Source organism: Moritella sp. Urea-trap-13, assembly GCF_002836355.1.
GTDB lineage: Bacteria > Pseudomonadota > Gammaproteobacteria > Enterobacterales > Moritellaceae > Moritella.
In genome coordinates, this window is the sequence record NZ_PJCA01000035.1 from 1 (window position 1) to 18,698 (window position 18,698).

At 41.6% G+C, this 18,698-nt stretch carries 14 protein-coding genes; 10 read left to right on the plus strand and 4 right to left on the minus strand.

Translation table 11 applies throughout. From position 1 onward, the window contains the following. The 7 genes from CXF93_RS16280 to CXF93_RS16310 all read left to right on the plus strand — a co-directional run. Positions 1 to 3,569: Ig-like domain-containing protein (locus CXF93_RS16280; RefSeq protein ID WP_157824462.1), on the plus strand; the 3,569-nt coding region annotated here is incomplete at its 5' end. 31 nt (positions 3,570 to 3,600) lie between these two features. Further along, on the plus strand, positions 3,601 to 5,787 hold the full coding sequence (locus tag CXF93_RS16285; protein ID WP_101063587.1) for a type I secretion system permease/ATPase: 2,187 nt from the start codon (positions 3,601 to 3,603) through the stop codon (positions 5,785 to 5,787). Beyond that, on the plus strand, positions 5,784 to 7,151 hold the full coding sequence (locus CXF93_RS16290) for an HlyD family type I secretion periplasmic adaptor subunit (protein WP_101063588.1): 1,368 nt from the start codon (positions 5,784 to 5,786) through the stop codon (positions 7,149 to 7,151). The genes CXF93_RS16285 and CXF93_RS16290 overlap by 4 nt, the downstream gene beginning before the upstream one ends. A 34-nt stretch (positions 7,152 to 7,185) precedes the next feature. Beyond that, a complete protein-coding gene (locus tag CXF93_RS16295) occupies positions 7,186 to 8,577 on the plus strand; it encodes a TolC family outer membrane protein (protein WP_101063589.1) in 1,392 nt (463 codons plus the stop codon). After that, positions 8,577 to 9,221: an OmpA family protein gene (locus CXF93_RS16300; RefSeq protein ID WP_101063590.1), complete on the plus strand. Its 645-nt coding sequence runs from the start codon at positions 8,577 to 8,579 to the stop codon at positions 9,219 to 9,221. The genes CXF93_RS16295 and CXF93_RS16300 overlap by 1 nt, the downstream gene beginning before the upstream one ends. Positions 9,222 to 9,253: 32 nt before the next feature. Next, positions 9,254 to 9,937 (plus strand): transglutaminase-like cysteine peptidase, encoded by a 684-nt coding sequence (locus tag CXF93_RS16305; protein ID WP_369832226.1) that lies wholly within the window; start codon positions 9,254 to 9,256, stop codon positions 9,935 to 9,937. 5 nt (positions 9,938 to 9,942) lie between these two features. Further along, on the plus strand, positions 9,943 to 11,889 hold the full coding sequence (locus CXF93_RS16310; RefSeq protein WP_101063592.1) for an EAL domain-containing protein: 1,947 nt from the start codon (positions 9,943 to 9,945) through the stop codon (positions 11,887 to 11,889). 149 nt (positions 11,890 to 12,038) lie between these two features. On the opposite strand, the gene CXF93_RS16315 is transcribed toward CXF93_RS16310, so the two are convergent. From CXF93_RS16315 to CXF93_RS16325, 3 genes are all read right to left on the minus strand, one after another. Then, positions 12,039 to 12,668, minus strand: a complete 630-nt coding sequence (locus CXF93_RS16315; protein WP_101063593.1) for an SHOCT domain-containing protein — start codon at positions 12,666 to 12,668, stop codon at positions 12,039 to 12,041. 121 nt (positions 12,669 to 12,789) lie between these two features. Next, a complete protein-coding gene (locus CXF93_RS16320; RefSeq protein ID WP_101063594.1) occupies positions 12,790 to 13,629 on the minus strand; it encodes a 2OG-Fe(II) oxygenase in 840 nt (279 codons plus the stop codon). A 73-nt stretch (positions 13,630 to 13,702) separates the two neighbouring features. Then, the gene (locus CXF93_RS16325; protein ID WP_101063595.1) at positions 13,703 to 15,034 is read right to left on the minus strand and encodes an aldehyde dehydrogenase; all 1,332 of its coding nucleotides are present in this window, start codon (positions 15,032 to 15,034) and stop codon (positions 13,703 to 13,705) included. Positions 15,035 to 15,144: 110 nt separating this feature from the next. On the opposite strand from CXF93_RS16325, the gene CXF93_RS16330 reads away from it, so the two are divergent. The 3 genes from CXF93_RS16330 to CXF93_RS16340 all read left to right on the plus strand — a co-directional run bounded on the left by CXF93_RS16330 (position 15,145) and on the right by CXF93_RS16340 (position 17,431). Then, entirely contained in the window at positions 15,145 to 15,501 is a 357-nt protein-coding gene (locus CXF93_RS16330) for a helix-turn-helix domain-containing protein (protein WP_101063596.1), read from the plus strand. Between the two features lie 160 nt (positions 15,502 to 15,661). Further along, positions 15,662 to 16,336: a DUF1007 family protein gene (locus CXF93_RS16335; RefSeq protein WP_101063597.1), complete on the plus strand. Its 675-nt coding sequence runs from the start codon at positions 15,662 to 15,664 to the stop codon at positions 16,334 to 16,336. 15 nt (positions 16,337 to 16,351) lie between these two features. Next, positions 16,352 to 17,431 carry a nickel/cobalt transporter gene (locus CXF93_RS16340; RefSeq protein ID WP_101063598.1) on the plus strand — a complete coding sequence of 360 codons (1,080 nt, stop codon included), beginning with the start codon at positions 16,352 to 16,354 and terminating at the stop codon, positions 17,429 to 17,431. Positions 17,432 to 17,529: 98 nt separating this feature from the next. Here CXF93_RS16340 and CXF93_RS16345 read toward each other — a convergent pair whose 3' ends face one another. Continuing rightward, positions 17,530 to 18,660 carry a metal ABC transporter solute-binding protein, Zn/Mn family gene (locus CXF93_RS16345; protein ID WP_101063599.1) on the minus strand — a complete coding sequence of 377 codons (1,131 nt, stop codon included), beginning with the start codon at positions 18,658 to 18,660 and terminating at the stop codon, positions 17,530 to 17,532. Between the last annotated feature and the right edge of the window lie 38 nt (positions 18,661 to 18,698).

Below are 18,698 nucleotides of genomic sequence, written 5' to 3' on the forward strand. Positions count from 1 at the left end.
CGACGAGCGATACGGCGACCGTGACGGTAACAGATAGCGTGGACACCACCACCGCGACGTTAAGTGTTGATCACAGCAGTATCAATGAAGATGGCGCATTATTAACGTATACGGTGACCTTAGACAATGCAGCTAACAACGATGTGACCGTGACAACCACTCAAGGCGAAATTACCATTTATGCTAAAGGCAGTGTGCTTAACGGGGTGACGCAGGATGGTCTTAGCGGTAGCCTAGTAATTATGGTGAACACGGATGATTCGAATAACAATATTGTTATCACTAATAGTATCTCGGACGTTTCGGAAGCGCATGCCGGAGAAACCGGCAGTTATGAAAAACTGACCGCCGATACCGGAACTGTGAGCACGATAGTTGATATAACTCCCCCAATCGCCATAGACGATCCAATCCAAACAATCAGCGGCCTTAAAGGCGAATACTGGGGTTATAACGATAAAGCAGCTGGTCACAGCAATCTGAATAACTACCAACAAATACAAGATTACATTGCCGCAAATAAAGCTGAAATAAACTTTATTTCAACCGAAGTTGATTACCATAAAGGTGATAAAGATTTAGCTGATGATATTAACAGTGATGGTATCCCATCTAATTTGATTTCTTTCCTTAACGATGACGCAAGTAGTATTGAAGGTTCAAGTACTGAAGCCGCTACTGACGGTATTATTAAACTTTCAGGTAAGCTGAATATTACCGAAGGTGGGAAGTTTAGTTTAAATCTTACTCATGATGACGGTTTTGTAGTGATCATTGACGGTAAGGAATATACCTATAATGGTAATACGTCATCGCAAACGACCCAATTCAACAATATTGCATTAGCGGCGGGTGAGCATACTGTTGAAGTTTACTATTGGGACCAAGGTGGTGCTTATGTATTTGAAATGGAACTCAATGATAGTAACAATCAAAATGTCTGGGTAGAAGAGAATTTATCGCATAGCTCAAGTAGAGGTGTGATAGAGGTGAACGAAGGCGGTGATGTTGATATCGATATACTGGGTAATGATAGTGAGCAACAAGGCGTCACCATTACTATCGAGTCAGAGCCAGTGCATGGTGTTGTAACCATTAATGATAATGGTACCGTTACTTATCAAGCAACTGGTAATTACAGCGGTAATGACAGCTTTACTTATACTTTAACAGATGCTGCAGGCAATGTTTCTAATGTCGCTACTGTGTCTATTGGTGTGCAGCCTGAAGCTGACCAGCCGATGCTTAGTATTGAGCTCGGGGATGTAGAATCAGGCACTATAACTACTAATATAGACATGGATTATGATTATTATGCTGCGCTAAGTGATCATGAATTACCTGATAATATTATATTTTTCAATTCAGGTTCAAGTACTTCTGTAGATACAATTCGTGGGTATAAAAGTGATGATAAGCTGGTGTTTAATGGTAATTCGGGTGAAGCTGATATATTACCTTATGTTCATGACTCTAACTATATACTGATGAAGTTTAATGGCAAAAGTAGCTATATAAAAATCTCAGGTAGCAATGATGTCGAAGAACTTGTTTTTGACAACGGTATTTTCAATTATCAAAATGGAGTATTGACCAATATCTCGGATCTTGAGCAAACTTCAGAGCAAGTCGAAGGTTATGAGATTGAACTTAACATCTCAGGTGCGGTAACCGATACTGACAGCAGTGAAGTCATTACATCATATACCATTTCTGGTATTCCGAGTGATGCTTCATTAACAGCCGGAGAACTAAATAATGATGGCACTTGGACACTAACCCCCGCTGAAGCTGCAGATGTTAAAGTCATTGTTGAAACAGACTATCCTGCATTTGACGTTTCTGTTGTTGCAAATATTACAGACACTGCCGTGATAGACGGAGAGACAGTGACCAGTGAACTGACTTCCGATCCTGTCGTTGTACCAGTATCTCCGCTTGCTATCGTCAATGTAGATCAAACTATCTCGGTGAATGATGACATGACGCCGGATACAAACGTCATTATTGTGTTAGATATCTCTGGCAGCATGAAAGGGGACACCTTTACTGAAGCAACAAATGCGATTAAAGCATTGTTGGCTACGTACGATGATAAAACTAATGCCAGTATCCAAATTATCGGTTTTGAATACAAGACAATAGCATCAGTATGGTTTAGTGGTGATGATATGTTGGGCGAGGCGAATAAGTTTATTGGTAAACTAAGTGCAGATGGTGGTACCAGCTATAAAGATGCACTTGAAAAAGTTATGTCTGAGTTTGAAAAGGGCATTACCAATGGTGATGTAGATCCTAGCGATCCAACTGATGTGTATTTCATTAGTGATGGCGCACCATCGGATGGTTATGGCGTGAAAGATGATGTTGAAGCTGATTGGATTGCATTCACAAAAAATTACAACATTGATAATGTGTATACCGTAGGTATCGATGTTTCAACTAATGAGAAACAAGATGTTATTGATAATTTAACCCCTATCTCACTTGGTAACGCACCGATAATACTTGATGATCCTGCAGAGTTAACAAAAGTATTGCAGGATTCACTCAATGCTAATTATACGGGTAATTTCTTAGCCGGCGTGAGTGCAGCGCTCGATGCAGAAGTCGCATCAGTCACTATTAATGGTACTCGTTATAGTTTTGATGGTGAAAAAACGATTACTTGGGATAACCCAAATAATGCGCCAACGAGTACAACTGATACTAGTGCAGCCATTGAAACTACGTATGGCATATTTGAAATTGATTTCGCAACGGGTAGCTATACGTTTATCCCTAATGATGTCGACCAAGATCAAACTGAAATCATTGCAATCGAGCTGCGTGATGCAGAAGGTAATACTGTTGATGGTCAGCTTAATATAGAAATTAAAGATGTTGTTTCAGGAAATAACGCTAACTCTAATATTGTTACTGATATTGACTCCAACCCTTATGTTTTAAGCGAGTTGATTGCTGATACCGAAACCCAAGCGGGACATAAATCCGCTAATAAATATAATGCTGGCGATACCGATGATTATATTTATGACAGTAGTCATAATGGTGTTAAAAGTAAATTAAATGGTGGTGACGGTGATGATTTACTATCTGGTTTGGGTAAGAATGATACGTTAAATGGTGAGGCGGGTAATGACATTTTACTCGGTGGTAATGATAACGATACTTTAAATGGTGGTACTGATAACGATATTCTTATCGGCGGCACAGGCAACGACATCCTCACTGGTGGTAGCGGTATTGATACCTTTGTTTGGTTAGACGGTACTGTGGCGGTTCCTGCAACTGATCTTATTACTGATTTTAATATCCTCGAAGATAAAATAGATTTGAGCGATTTGCTGCAAGGTGTAAACTCGGATGACCTTGGTGATTACTTGGATCTCAGTTTTGGTAGTGATACAACGACGATCAGCATCCATGCTAAAGGAGACTCTTCTTCGGTTAGCCAAGTGATCATTCTGGATAATGTTGATTTAAGCGCTGCTTATCCTGATGTTGACTTTACAAGTACTGCAGGTATTAATAGTATATTGAATGATGTTGATGACATCTTAATTTAATAGCTGATTTTTTGAAATTTTAAGGGAATAAATGGCAGTGCAGGTAGTAACGAATACAGCGTCAACATCACAGTGGGATATACACCCTTCTCAACGCATGATTGAGGATCCACTGCTGGATTGTTTAATTTTATTGACTGAACACTTTGGTAATCCGTGTTCGGGTGAAGCGTTGACAGCTGGTTTATCTATATCGGGTGCACATCTTTCACCTGAATTGGTACCTCAAGCGGCATCGCGAGCCGGACTCAGCGCTAAACTAAGTCAAAAAGGCTTGAATGAATTACCGCGCATGTTATTGCCGTGTATATTACTGCTAAAAGATCAAAAAGCTTGTGTGCTGCAAGAGTTAGATATTGCAGCGGACAAAGCGGTTATTTCCATGCCAGAAACCGGTGGTGAAGTGGTACTGGCTATCGCTGAGTTGGAAGCTATTTATGTGGGTTATTTGTTTTTAGTTAAGCAGCAATACCACGGTGACCGTGAATTTGATGTGCATTTACATGACACCAAAAAACACTGGTTATGGCAAACGGTTAAGTCTTCGAGTTCTATTTATCGTGACGTTATTATCGCCTCGGTATTAGTCAATTTATTTGCCTTAGTATCGCCACTATTTGTGATGAATGTGTACGACAAGGTAGTGCCTAACTTGGCTTTTGAGTCACTTTGGGTATTGGCGATTGGTGCAACAGTAGCTTATATCTTTGACTTCATCATGAAGCAATTACGTGGTTATCTTATCGATGTAGCAGGGAAAAAAGTCGACTTAGAAACCTCCGCTAAACTGTTTGCCAAAGTCATCGGTATGCCATTAGAAAAACGGGCATCGAGTGTTGGTGGCATGGCCAAGCAACTCAGTGAATTTGATAGTGTGCGCGAATTTTTATCCTCTGCGACGATCACTGCGTTAGTTGATCTTCCTTTTGCTATCTTGTTTATGATTATTATCTGGTTAGTCGCTGGTGACTTAGCCATGTTTTCGGTGATCGCAACCTTACTGATTATTGGTTATACCTTATTGATACAACCGCGTTTACGTCATGCGATTGAAGAAGGCAACAAATTCTCCAGTTTACGTCATGGCCATTTAGTGGAAAGTTTATCGGTTCTTGAATTGATTAAAGCTAACGGTGCTGAAGGTGTGGTACAACAAAGCTGGCAACAAATGCTCGGGCATATATCCACTTGGCAGCTAAAAGCGAAAGTGATCACTAACTCAGTAGCGAATGTGGCGAGCTTGATTGTGCAAGTCTCTGTTATTGGCGTTGTTGTATTAGGGGTATATCGCGTTGCAGACAACGAGATCTCGATGGGTGCTATTATCGCAGCTGTGATGTTATCCAGTCGTGCAATTTCCCCAATGGCTAAAATAGCCTCGCTAATGACTCGTTCTAATCAAACCATCAGTGCCATGCGCCAGCTTGATGCGATCATGGAACAAGTTGATGAATTTGAAGATAAAGCCCACCTTGCTAGTCGCAGTAAACTGGAAGGTAAGATCGCCTTAGAACAATTAGGGTTTAACTATCCTGACGTAGAGAAACCAAGCTTATACCCATTGTCTTTGCAGATTCAACCGGGTGAGAAAGTAGCGATTATTGGTCGTAATGGCTCGGGTAAAAGTACCTTAGCCAAATTATTATTAGGTTTATATCAACCCACTACGGGCAGTTTACAGTTTGATGGCATGAATCAACAGCAGATCCACCCCAGTGATCTACGCCGTAATTTTGGTTATTTACCGCAAGATATCACCCTGTTTCACGGTACCATTAAAGAGAATATTTTGTTTGGTGCTAAGCAAGTCACTGAATACCAATTGATCCGAGCCGTGCAGTTTTCTGGGGTAAACATGTTTACTGATCTAGATTCACAAGGTCTGGATCAACAAGTCGGCGAGGGCGGTAAAGCCTTATCTCGCGGTCAACGTCAGTCTATCGCCTTAGCACGAGCCATCTTAAATGATCCGCAGATTTTATTATTAGATGAACCTACGGCTAGCCTTGATGCGCGCTCGGAAAAACAATTTATTAACTCAATGCAGATCATTGCCAAAGATCGTACGTTATTATTAATTACCCATAAAATGCATTTATTACAGTTGGTTGACCGGATCATCGTATTGGATAAAGGCCGGTTAGTGGCTGATGGCCCGAAAGCCATTATTCTCGAAAAATTGAAGAGTGGCGCTTTAGTTCCTGGTGCGACACAATGAAAATAAGTAAGCAAGATTTAGAGATGGCTGATGATGTTTATGGTGCGTTATTAACGCAAAGTCCCCGCATTCACCGATTAACCATATGGGCGGTTACCGCTTTCGTATTTAGTTTTATCGTATGGGCTTATTTTGCCAAGTTAGATCGTGTGACTACGGGTATGGGTAAAGTGGTTCCCTCTTCTCAAATCCAGATTATTCAAAGCTTAGATGGCGGTATTTTACAGGATTTATATGTACAAGAAGGCGCTTTAGTTACTAAAAACCAAGCGTTAGCACGGATTGACGATACCCGTTTTCGAGCAGACTTAGCGCAGCAACGTCAGGAAGTTGATAGTTTACGGGCCGATATTATTCGTTTACGCAGCGAATTAAGCAGTATCTTAGTGGCGGATGTGCCTAATTGGCAGTTGCAAATTAAGATCACTAAAACACCACTTATTTTCCCCGATGATCTACAGCAAAATTTACCTTATTTGGTTACCCGTCAGCAAGATGAATATCGGGCTAGATTAGATAGTCTAACCAATCAGGTTGCCATTCAAGGGCAGCAGATCCAGCAGCGATTTGAAGAAACCAAAGAGCTAAAATCAAAAATTAAAACGTTAGAAATTAGTTATAAATTTGCCTCGCGAGAACTCGCATTAACGCGACCATTAGCGAAAAAGTTTATCATTTCAGAGGTTGAATTACTTAAGTTAGAGCGCAGCGTCAATAGTATTAAAGGTGAGTTAAATTCGATTCGTTTAATGGTACCAAAACTAGAGTCAGCGATGGCAGAAGCAGTATTAAAACGTCGAGAAGCGGTACTGAACTACCGCGCCGATGCGCGTGCCCAGCTTAATGAATTACAAAGTAAATTTTCTCGCATTACAGAAGCTAAGGTCGGTGCAGAAGATAAGGTCAATAAAGCCCTAATCGTCTCACCTGTAGTCGGTACAATTAAAACAATACATATTAGGACATTGGGCGGTGTAATACAGCCTGGTCAAGCATTATTAGAGATAGTACCAACAGAAGATAAATTATTAATTGAAGCCAAGATTAAACCTAAGGATATTGCCTTTGTCCATTTAGGATTAACGGCTGTGGTGAAAATAACCGCTTATGATTTCACTCGCTATGGTGGTTTAAAAGGTGTGGTTGAACACATCAGTGCAGATACAACTCAAGATGAAGACGGTAATAGTTTTTATATTATTCGGGTTCGAACAGATATTTCAGATATTCAGGGCAATCATGACATGCCGATTATTCCCGGGATGATGACGTCAGTTGATGTCATCATCGGTAAACGAACAGTACTTGAGTACATATTAAATCCAGTGTTGAGAGCCAAAGCGATGGCGCTCAGGGAGCTTTAAATTGCACATGAATACATATAACAAGGAAAAAAAAATGCTAATCAGCGACTCTTTTTGTCAGCCGAAATTATTCACTAAAGGGTTACTTTACCCTGCACTGATGTGCTCTGTGATTGGCTGGTCTACAGCTGTTAATGCCCAGTCTGTAGAGGAAGCTGTCGCGATGACGTTAAGTAGTCATCCAGATATTCGCATTGCCTTCACTAAATTCAAAGTGCGTGAAGAACAAGTGCAGCAAGCTGAATCGGGCTATTTACCGAGTATTAATATGACTGGGGGTTATGGTTATGAATATACCAATAGCCCAGGGACACGCGCAAGTGGAGATGAGACTGAGGATCTAAATCGCGGTGAGTTTGGGATGAGCCTTAAGCAAAGCTTATTTAGTGGTTTTCAAACCAGCAGTGATATTAGCCGCACTAGTTATGCGACTAGCGCTGAACAGTGGCGTTTATTCGGTACCGCTGAAGATGTCGCGTTAGATGTCGCTAAAGTGTATACCAACCTGCTAAATAGTCAGAGTATTCTGGAGTTATCTGAGCGTAACTTATCGACACATAAGACTATTTTTGGGCAGATCCAAGAACGTACCAATTCGGGTCTTGGTAGTATTGCCGATTTATCTCAAATTACTGGTCGATTGGCGCGTGCGCAATCAAATGTCATTTCAGCAAAAAATAATTATTTAGACAGCCAAGCACAATTCATTAGAGTGACAGACCAGCAGCCTGATAATTTGGTCATTCCAATTCCAGATGTAGCGTTGTTGCCAACAGATCGACAAATCGGATTACGCGATGCACTGGTTAATCATCCGGTGGTTAAATCATCGAACAACGATATTACCTCGGCGCGCTATCAGCATGATGCCGCCAAATCGAATTACTATCCGAAAGTGACATTTGAAGTGGACGCTAACTTTAATAACGACCTTGACGGTGTCGATGGTAATGGTGTTGGCGGACATAGTAATGATGTGACAGCGATGGTGCGTTTTTCTTACAATTTGTATGCCGGCGGCAAAGACAAAGCGTTAGCGAAAGAGACTGCATATAAGATCACAGAAGCGAGTGAAATTAATCGCAGCGTGCATCGTCAAATCACCGAAGGTTTTACCTTAGCTTGGAATGCACATGAGCTACTGGGCTTACAGATGCAGTATATCAAAGAGCACGTCATTGCCTCGAAAGACTCACAAGCGGCTTATGAACAACAGTTTAAACTGGGGCAACGTAGCTTACTGGATCTACTCGATACCGAAAATGAGTTATTTGAAGCACGTAAAGAATTCGTTGATGCTGAATTTAGTGAGATTATCACTCAGTATCGATTATTAAACGCGACCGGCCAATTGTTGGATTCGTTAAGGGTGACGCGACCGACTGTTTGGCAAGGTGAACATCAATACGCGGGAGGCGTTGAGTAATGAAATTATTAAGCATTTTTTTAATGAGTTTCCTGCTATTAGGCTGTGAAACTATCGCTGAGTTACAAGCAAAAGCCGCGGCGCCATCGACGCCGACAGTAACCATCGCTATGCCAGAACAACAGCAACAAGAAAATGATTTAAGTGATGATGACGCCGATGGGGTGATTACTTATCGTGAGCAGTGCTTAAATTCAGTGCTGGGTTCACAGGTCAATAATAGCGGCTGTGGTGGTGACACGGTTAATACCGTGAGACAAGAATTAAATGTTAATTTTGGTAATAATTCAGCAGTTATCTCTGCACGTTACTTCGCTGATATTAAAGGCCTTGCCGACTTTATGACCCGCTACCCCGACTTAGATGTGATTATTGAAGGACATTCGAGTAAGCAGGGTAGTGCGGCGTTAAACATGGATTTATCCCAGCGCAGAGCGCAAGCGGTGATGGACCTGTTGATTAATAAATTTGGTATCACCACGTCACGCGTATCGGCGATAGGTTATGGTTTTGAACGGTTACTCGATGAAGGCAATAGTAAGTCAGCGCATAAACGTAATCGTCGGATCGTCGCGGAGTTAAGTGGTGAAAATTTAACTCAAGATATGAAATGGACGATTTACAGTGTTGATAAAACGCTTTAGTCGTCGCTGTCATTAGTATTTTTCACCTTGGGATGGATCCTATTCGACTCGTTAAATTAACAGTTACCTTGATGTTATTACTGGTATTTGGTTTACCTGCTAAATCGGTACCTAAACTTAATAACCAAAAAATTGTAGCTGCACTTAGTGATAATTATGGCCAACGAGCCGCGCTGCGAGGTCGTGCTTGGTTGACTATTATGGCGAATGCGGAGGGGGCTTCTACTGCGGAAAAATTGAGTAAGATAAATAGTTTTTTTAATCAATTACAGTTTATTGACGACAGTAAATTGTGGGGGGTTGAAAACTATTGGGCCACACCGATCGAGTTTATTGGGGTCAACGGTGGTGACTGTGAAGACTTTGCAATCGCTAAATATTTTAGTTTATTAGAGCTGGGTATTGACGACGAAAAGATGCGCATCACTATGGTTAAGTCATTAACGCTGAACCAATATCATATGGTGGTTGCCTATTATCCAACACCTGGGGCTGTACCACTGATTTTGGATAATATTGATGGTGAGATAAAACCCGCAGATCAACGCAATGATCTGCTGCCAGTATACAGTTTTAACGGTAAAAAATTATGGCTAAATAAAGAAAAAGGCCAAGGGGTTTTGGCCGGTAAATCACAACGTTTAAAACGTTGGAGTAATTTAAATCAGCGCATGGGCTTGTTAAACCTTAAACAAGCCAAGCTGAGTTTGGAGTAATATGAATGACCTTGTTTAAACAGATCTACTCGTTGTTATTTGGCCTTTTTGTATTGGTGATGACAAGTTTGGCGTATTTTCAGTTTACTGAAACGCGTAACTTTATGGCCAATCAAATGGAATCAGAGCTGAATAATGCCAGTACTTCATTAAGTTTGATGCTAAAACCACACCTACAAACAGGTGATATGGTTGCCGCCGAAACCTTAGTTAACGTGATCTTTGAAGGTGGCTTTTACCGTAAGGTCAGTTTGACTTGGTTAGCCGATCAGCAGGTTCAGGAGTGGGAAAACCCGATCGTAGTGGAAGGGGTACCGCAATGGTTTATTGATTTGGATTTATTTGCGAGTCAAAGCAGTGAAAGTGTTATTACGTCGGGATGGTTACAACTTGCTAACTTGAAGATTGAAGCGCATCCTGGTTTAGGCTATCGAGAATTATGGCGGGTGATGAACAATACCTTAATGGTGATATCAGTATTATTTTTGTTATCTATTTTAGTGTTACATTTTAGGCTAAAGACATTATTAACGCCGTTGAATGACATTGCTACTCATGCCAGTGAGATCGCGCAGCGGGTATTTAATCCTGATATGGCATTGCCAAAAACAGCCGAACTGAAAATGGTGGTGGAATCGATTAACTCGATGTCTGGTCAGCTTAAGCAAGTGTTTAATACTTTAGATAATGAAGTGGATAGTTTACGCCGTGATAATTTGATTGATGGTGTGTCTAATTTACCTAATCGTCAGTACCTTACTGGGCAAATAACTAGTTGGTTAACCGATCCCGGTTATGGCGGCCTGTTATTAGTGAAGATGGATTGGCTAGATGAGATCCACAGTAAATATGGCTATCAAGTCCGCGATGAAACTATTCGAGTATTGGCGCTGCGGATGCAAGAGCAATTACCTCCGATTGCTGAAAGTGTGATTGCCCGTATCGCTAACACTGAGTTTGCTTTACTGATCACTAAGGGTGAGCGTCAGGATATCAAGTTATATTTACAATCATTGATCCGTTTGATTAATCAAGAAATGTCAAAAGCAGGTTGTGTGCCTAACAGTGGTTTTGCCATTGGTGTGACAGAGCGTGATGGTGATATGCAAACTAGCGAACTATTATCACAGGCTGATAATGCTTTACAGCAAGCCGTGGCGACGAATAAAGCCAGCAGTTGGTTTGATAGTCAGAATCAACAAGAGTTTAATCGTGAGCAGTGGCGTAATCGTTTAGTGACTGCTATTAATCAAAATCAGTTTGTATTTCAGTGGCAGTCAGTGTTGGATAGCGAGCATAATGAGGTATTACAGCGTGAGTTATATTGCCGATTAAACATTGATGGTAAGCAAGTGCGTGCAGGTCAATTTATGCCGTATGTCGAATTATTGTCATTGGGTAGTCAGCTCGATCGTTGTTTATTAGAATCGCTTGTTGAGCAAGATATTTTGGCTATGCACAACGAACCCGTCGCGGTGAATCTAACCCATGATAGTTTACAGGACCCTGAATTTCATACTTGGTTAGCTGCATTTTTACAGAAAACTAAGTTTGCCGAGCGGATTTATTTTGAGATCCCTGAAGTCGGTGCGAATAATAATTTGGCTGCATGTATACAGTTAGCTGAACTGATCCGTGCAGGCGGCGCGCAACTTGGTATTGATCATTGTGGCCGTCAGATGGGGTCGTTAAGTTATTTACAGCAGTTAAAGCCGCATTATGTGAAACTGGATCAATCGTTGGCTTTTTACAGTAATAACCAACAGAATAATGAATTATGTCGCGCGTTAGTTAATATTGCCAAAGGACTTAATATTGAGGTGATCATGACCGCGATTGAAAATCAGCAACAATTAGAACAAATCCGATCATTACGTACTGCTGGTTATCAAGGTTATATTTCTGCGCCTAAAGATGTGATTAGCGTGGATGATGTGGCTAATATGAATTAAAGAGATAAGAGATAAGAGATAAGAGATAAGAGATAAGAGTTAAAGATATAAGAATGATGGATGTATTTGACGAACAATAGAAAAACGCCAAAGTATCAAATGTGATACTTTGGCGTTTGATTCATTCATGACGATAATTTAAAGCATGATTAGATTTTTAAGATAGCTTTTTTCTTCAGGCTATATTCTTCTTCGGTAATAATACCTTCTTTATATAGCGTGTTTAATGCGCGAATAGATTCAAAGCTGTTAATCAACTCTGCTTCTTCTTCTGCTTTTTCAGTTTCAATGACTTTGGTTGTTTCTGCTGTCATTGTAATGTTGTCGATGCTAGCGTATTCACCAACGGTAAAGCCAGTTTCATTTTTTAATGAGTTGTAGCCTTTACCTTCATAAACTGTGTCAATTTCATTACCGTCAAAACGCACGTAGTAATGCAGAAGATCGTTATTACTTCCTGATAGGAATTTGTATACGGCTTTACCTGGAATACCTACTTCTGCTACCCAAGCGTGCCACTTAACGCCGCCACCAATACCAGAAAGAGATGGCTGTGAGCGATAAAACTTCATTGGTTCGCTGATCACATATTCTGCTAACTCAGGGTTATTTAACTCTTCTGCAAAGTAAGCTTTAATGGTTTGTTGGTAATTTTGTGGCTCTGGGCCAAATTCAGTATTGCTATCGAGTTTTTCCATTTTACCTGCACAGCCCGAAGCGAGTACTGGCAACGCGATAATTAATAATAACTTACGCATTTTTTGGCTGATAATTTTCATAACTATTCCCTGATATCGTGCAAATGGTGTTGATTACAGTGTCTTTTAGCAGACAGTAGTCAATTTATAATTTATTGTGCTTCACCATACAGGAATGAGATAAGTTTTTAAATTTAAATCTCTATAAGGCAAATAACACATCACTACGAATGATGTATTTAACGCCGCGATAAATCGGCTCCGAACTATGGATACAATGCAGCGGATGCATGCCATGTGGGAAACATAAAATGCTGCCTGCTGGCGTACGAATATCCACTTCAGCCACTGGACTACCACGACGAGCGGGTTGGCTGGCATCATTAGCATTGACTAAGAACCGAGTCGCGCCGCCATCAAAATCTTCGCTTAGTAAGATCAAGAAGGTCATTTGGCTAAAACGATCGCCATAAGAATCGGCAATTAATTTATTATTAATCACTCGACTGCCAGGCCAAGAACCATCAGAGTGTGGTTTAAAGTAATCGCCTTTGCTGTAACGGTAAAAACGAAAACGGGCGTTAATCCCCAATGCCGCTTTACCACCAAATAACCCCTGTTCATCGGTCATTAAATGCTTCACGCGGTTCCAAATTAACCCATCGGTTTGCTTATCCACGACCCAAGTCAGGCTGTCGTTATGGCGCACATCTCGCGGTAAAGACACCGCTGCATCGGCTAAGTAACCCATTGACTCACTGGTATTGATAAGTCGTTGGCATTCCTCTGGAGAGAATACATTTAACAGCTGAAACGCACCGGGTACTTGATCTAAATCTTTACGGGTTACGGTCTGTGCCGCGCGCGGTGCTAATGCCGCGAGATTAAGCTTATGATTTGCCCAAGTTGGCAGTGCAGGGTGTTCTGCGCCGGCTTCATAAGCGGCGACAAAAAAATCATTACTCGATGTTGCTGTCGTCGTTGTAGCAGTGCTCGCGCTCGACGTTGTGCTTTTCTCAGTGCCGTTCTCTGTGGTATTCATATGACTTATCCTCGAACTGTAACTGCAAGTGTAATAAGGCGGCTGTTAATCCGCACATTAATCAAAACAGGGGTTATTTACTGACGACTCGCACTTGGGCGAATTGGCGGTGACCTGCTGCGGTACCATGAAAACCAAAGCCACTTTGCTTAGCGCCAACCCAAGGTCCGCCGCCGCCCACACCCTGATTAATACCGACCATGCCAGCTTCAAGTTGTTCGGCTACCGCCGCTGCGCCCTGACCACCAAATACTACCGCGCCTAAACCATACGGACTGTCATTAGCACGGCTGATCGCCTCATCAATATGCTTGAAATGACTAATCGCTACAACCGGACCAAAGGTCTCATCGCACTCTAGGCTCATGTCGGCAGTCATGCCCGTAACGACTGTTGGCTGAATAAAAGGCAATGGGTAATCATCACGACCCAAGAGTAATTGTGCGCCTTTTTGCGTGGCATCTTGCAATTGCTCTAATACCTTTTGATGTTGCACAGGATTAACCAGAGGACCAATGTTAACGCGTGGTTTATCCCAAGCCCCGACCTGATATTGACGAGCAAGCGCCACCACTTTACGTTCAAATTCTGTTGCAATACGAGCATCGACATAAACGCGTTCGGTTGATGTACACATCTGCCCAGCATTTTCAAATGAGCTGGCAACGGCAAATTGCACGGCAGCATCAATGTCAGCACTGGCCATGACGATCATTGGATCGTTACCGCCAAGTTCCATCACCAGTCGTTTCAACGCTGGCGCGGCGCGGGCCATAATGTGTTTACCGGTTGCCATAGAACCGGTAAACGCCACCATATGGATAGCGCTAGCCACTAATGCTTTACCTGTTTCGCCATCGCCTTGGGCAAGTTGTAATAACCCCTTTGGCAATACTTTATTGAGGGTATTAACAAACAATTCGGCGACTAAGGGCGTTTCTTCAGAGGGCTTTAATATCACCGCATTACCAGCCATTAATGCCGGCATTAATAGATTGTTGGCCATAGCTAAAGGGTAATTCCAAGGCGCGATCACCGCGATAATACCCAGCGGCCGGTATTGTAATTCGGTATTGCGATCTAAACGCTCAGGAGCCAACGCTTGCGCAATTTCATCAGTAAAGTAGCTGGCGCTTTGGACTGTACCTCCAGCTTCATAGGTTGCACGGCGATAGTCTTTGCCCATTTCTTGGCTGATCAATTTGGCTAACTGATCTTGCACAGGCGTTAGCTGTTGAAAAGCGTGGTTGAGTTGTTGCTGACGCATGCTTAACGATAACTTTGCCCAGTCTCGTTGCGCTTGTTGGGCGGCGCTGACTAAGATTGGTAATTGCTCAGCTGTGGTAATGTTCACCGCGCCGATAGCAGCACGACTGATTGGCTCATAAGAAGTTAACGTTGGCATATTGGTCATTCCTGAATATACAGTAAGTTTATAAGGTGTTTATGTAGGCTATTTTGATATACTGGGATATAAAAGCAACCAGTATACTTTTAGTAACCTAGTGGTGAATAATGAAAACAACTGTAGAAACAATGGCTAATGGTCAAAAAAAAGTTATCAATCCGTGTGGAGAACCTTGTTCTGTTGAGCGTGGAATGCGCATGCTGGGTGGGAAATGGAAAGCCTCTATACTTTGGCACCTACAAGATGGCCCCGTCCGTTTCAATGATTTATCGCGGATGTTAGGCGGCGCAAGTAAGAAGATGGTTGATCAACGTCTAAAAGAGTTGGAAAGCGAAGGTTTGGTTATACGAGAAGTGATCAGTGACAGACCGATTGCGGTAACCTATGAAATCACCGAATTTGGTCGTACTGCGTTGGATATTCTAAAACGTTTAAAAGATTGGTCGGAAGAGCACGGCATATAAATGTCGATTTATTAATTCAGCATAAACTCATTGTGTAGTTGAATTAATCTCTCAAATTATCCGTTACAGCAATCAACTTTAGGACTTTATCTAAACATTGTAATGTTATATTATAACGTTTAGTCGAATTTGCTATTCATAGCCGTTTAGAGAGTTGAACATGAACTTTAGTGTAAGATTAACAGGTAATTACTTTGATCTATTTAGGAAAGTAGCGCTGATGTTGCTGGCTTTTACTAGTATAGGTAGCGTTGCACACCCGCACTCATGGGTAGACATGCAAACTGAAATTCAGGGCGACGGTAAACATATTACTGGTTTTAAGATGTCGTGGGAGTTTGATGCCATGACTTCTGCTTATATGCTTGATGGTGAAGATTTATCATCGGAAAATAAAGCCGAATCATTACAGCTACTGGCAGATTCGATTATGCAGAATATGACAACCAATCATTACCTTACTTATTTTTATGAAGCAGGTATGCCAGTTAAATACGCTTTAGCTGAAAATGGCTCTCTAGTGCAAGATAAACTTAAGGCGCGGCTAGCGTTTTATTTACCACTGAAAAAACCGTTAATTTTGTCTAATAAAATACTCAAACTGCTCATTTATGATCCAAGCTACTATGTTGATATGAGTTGGCCGGCCAAAAATGCAATTCAGCTATCGTCGAAATTGGCACAATACTGTAGGTTGTCGGTTATTGATGCTAAACCTACATCCGAACAACTGGCGTATGTGATGTCCTTACCTGTCGATTCTTCGCGCGATGATGCGCTTGGGGAGTTGTTTACTCAAACGGCGATAATTAATTGCCAGCCTTCGCAGATATGAACACAGGAATAAAGAATGACACCGTTATTTTCTAATCGTAGAACGACTAAGCAACAGGTTATTAAATCGCATTTGGTAACGAAATTAAGCTTCATCATGGTTATCGCCAGTATTGCTATTTTGGGCCTTGGTATTTGGACTATCTGGCCAACACTTATGACGACTGGTATGCATTGGCAAAAGCAGATAAATAGTGAGCTTAGTGAGTTGTTATATGCGGCTAAACACGAGGGTTTAATGGCGGGAATGTCGCTCATGGTGATGAGCTTTCTATATGGTATTTTACATTCCGTCGGTCCTGGTCACGGCAAGCTCATCGTCACCACTTATATTGCCACGCAAGATGCAAAAGTAAAGTTAAGCCTTATCATTACGCTGGTCTCTTCACTTATGCAGGCATTGGTTGCTGTGGGGTTAGTGTCGGTATTATTGATGCTGTTTGATGCATCGATGCGAGATATTAACCATAAAGCTGAACTGCTCATTCCTTTAAGCTTCTATACCGCTATTTTATTAGGTGTTGTCATTATTTGGCGTAACTTAGTGTTGATGTACCGGGTGGTTAAAGACAATAAAAAGGCATTAAACAGTAATGATAGTAGCGTTATTCAACGCTTAACACCGTTATCAGATGCGCAACAAACAGCATTTACGGCGTCACCTTTAGCTAATCATGTACATGATGAAAACTGTGGCTGTGGTCATCAGCATGTGGTGTCGTCAGCACAAATTAACGATGCTTCATCATTTAAAGAGTATTTGGCTATCATCTTAAGTATTGGTATTCGTCCTTGTACTGGCGCTATCATGGTGTTGTTATTTGCCAATATGCTGGATATTTATTGGTTAGGGATTGTCAGTGCTGTAGTCATGGCGTTAGGTACGGCGCTAACTACGTCTACTATTGCAATTATGACCATTACCGGCAAACAGGCGGTTAGACGCTATTTATCCGCTGGCAAACAGCGTAAAGCACCGAGTAATCAAGTGAATATCAGCAAATTCATTGTACCGATTGTTGGTGGTTTGGTATTAATATTACTCGGGGTATTATTACTTGAGTCTCGACCTGTTGGTATGTCGCCGATGTTTTAGTCATTAAACATCATTGAAAAGCCCGAAACATAAACCGACTAAATATAAAAATATTTTACTCGTGAATATGTTTCGGGCTTTTTTGTGTCTTGCTGTTATTACTTTAAAGCGTCGACTATGGTATTTACGTTATATTGCATCATCTTTAGGTAAGTCGACGCAGGTTGGTCAGGAGACGATAACGCATCAGAGTATAGCTTGCCGCCTATTTTAGCGTCTGTTTCACGGCTAATCTGTTCTATTAAGCGATTATCGGCGATGTTTTCCATGAATACCGCGTTGACATTATCATGACGAATTTGTTTAATTAGCTTAGCGACATCAGCTGCACTTGCTTCAGAACCTGTACTTGTTCCTTGTGGCGATAAGAAGGTGACATTGAAATCTCGCGCGAAATAAGCAAACGCATCATGGGGTGTGATCACCTTGCGTTGAGCTTCCGGTATCGTTGCCAGTTGAGCACATAATTTTAAGGCTAACTGATCAAGTTCTTCAGTATAGTGAGCGGCATTTTGCTGATAATCAAGACGGTTTTTAGGATCAACTTGAATCAGTCCTTTTGCGATGTTACGTACGTAGACTTTAACGTTGTTAATGCTATGCCAAGCGTGTGGATCTATATCACCGTGGTCATGGTGTGCATGGTCACGATGCTCGTGTTCGTCGCTATGTTGTTCATGGTCATGATGTGCATGTTCGTCGCTATGCTGTTCATGTTCATCGTTATGTAGTTCGTGATCATGGTGGTCGTGTTCGTCGTTATGTTGTTCATGGTCATGATGTTCGTGTTCGTGTTCGTCGTTATGTTGTTCGTGGTCATGATGTTCATGTTCATCGTTATGTTGTTCGTGATCATGGTGGTCATGCCCGCAGCCACCTTCTTTTGAGCTTAGTTCATCGATGCCATCAGCGGCGATAACTTGTACGCCTTGGTAGTTAGCCGCTTCAATCAAACGCGGCATCCAACCTTCAAACTGTAATCCATTGGTGACAACTAACTGCGCTTTGGAAATAGCTTTAGCATCTTGAGGTGTGGGGCTAAATACATGCGCATCACCGTCAATTTTCACTAAGTTGGTCACTGTTACATGTTCTTTGCCTACTTCTGATACCAGATCGCCTAGGATGGAAAAGCTACTAATGACAGCCAGCTTTTGTTCTGCCATCGCCGCAGAACTGGCACCTAAACCAAGTAGTATCATTGATGTCGTCAGGGTATTTTTAAGCATGTGATCGTCCTTTATAAATTTTTTATTAAGAGTTAGTT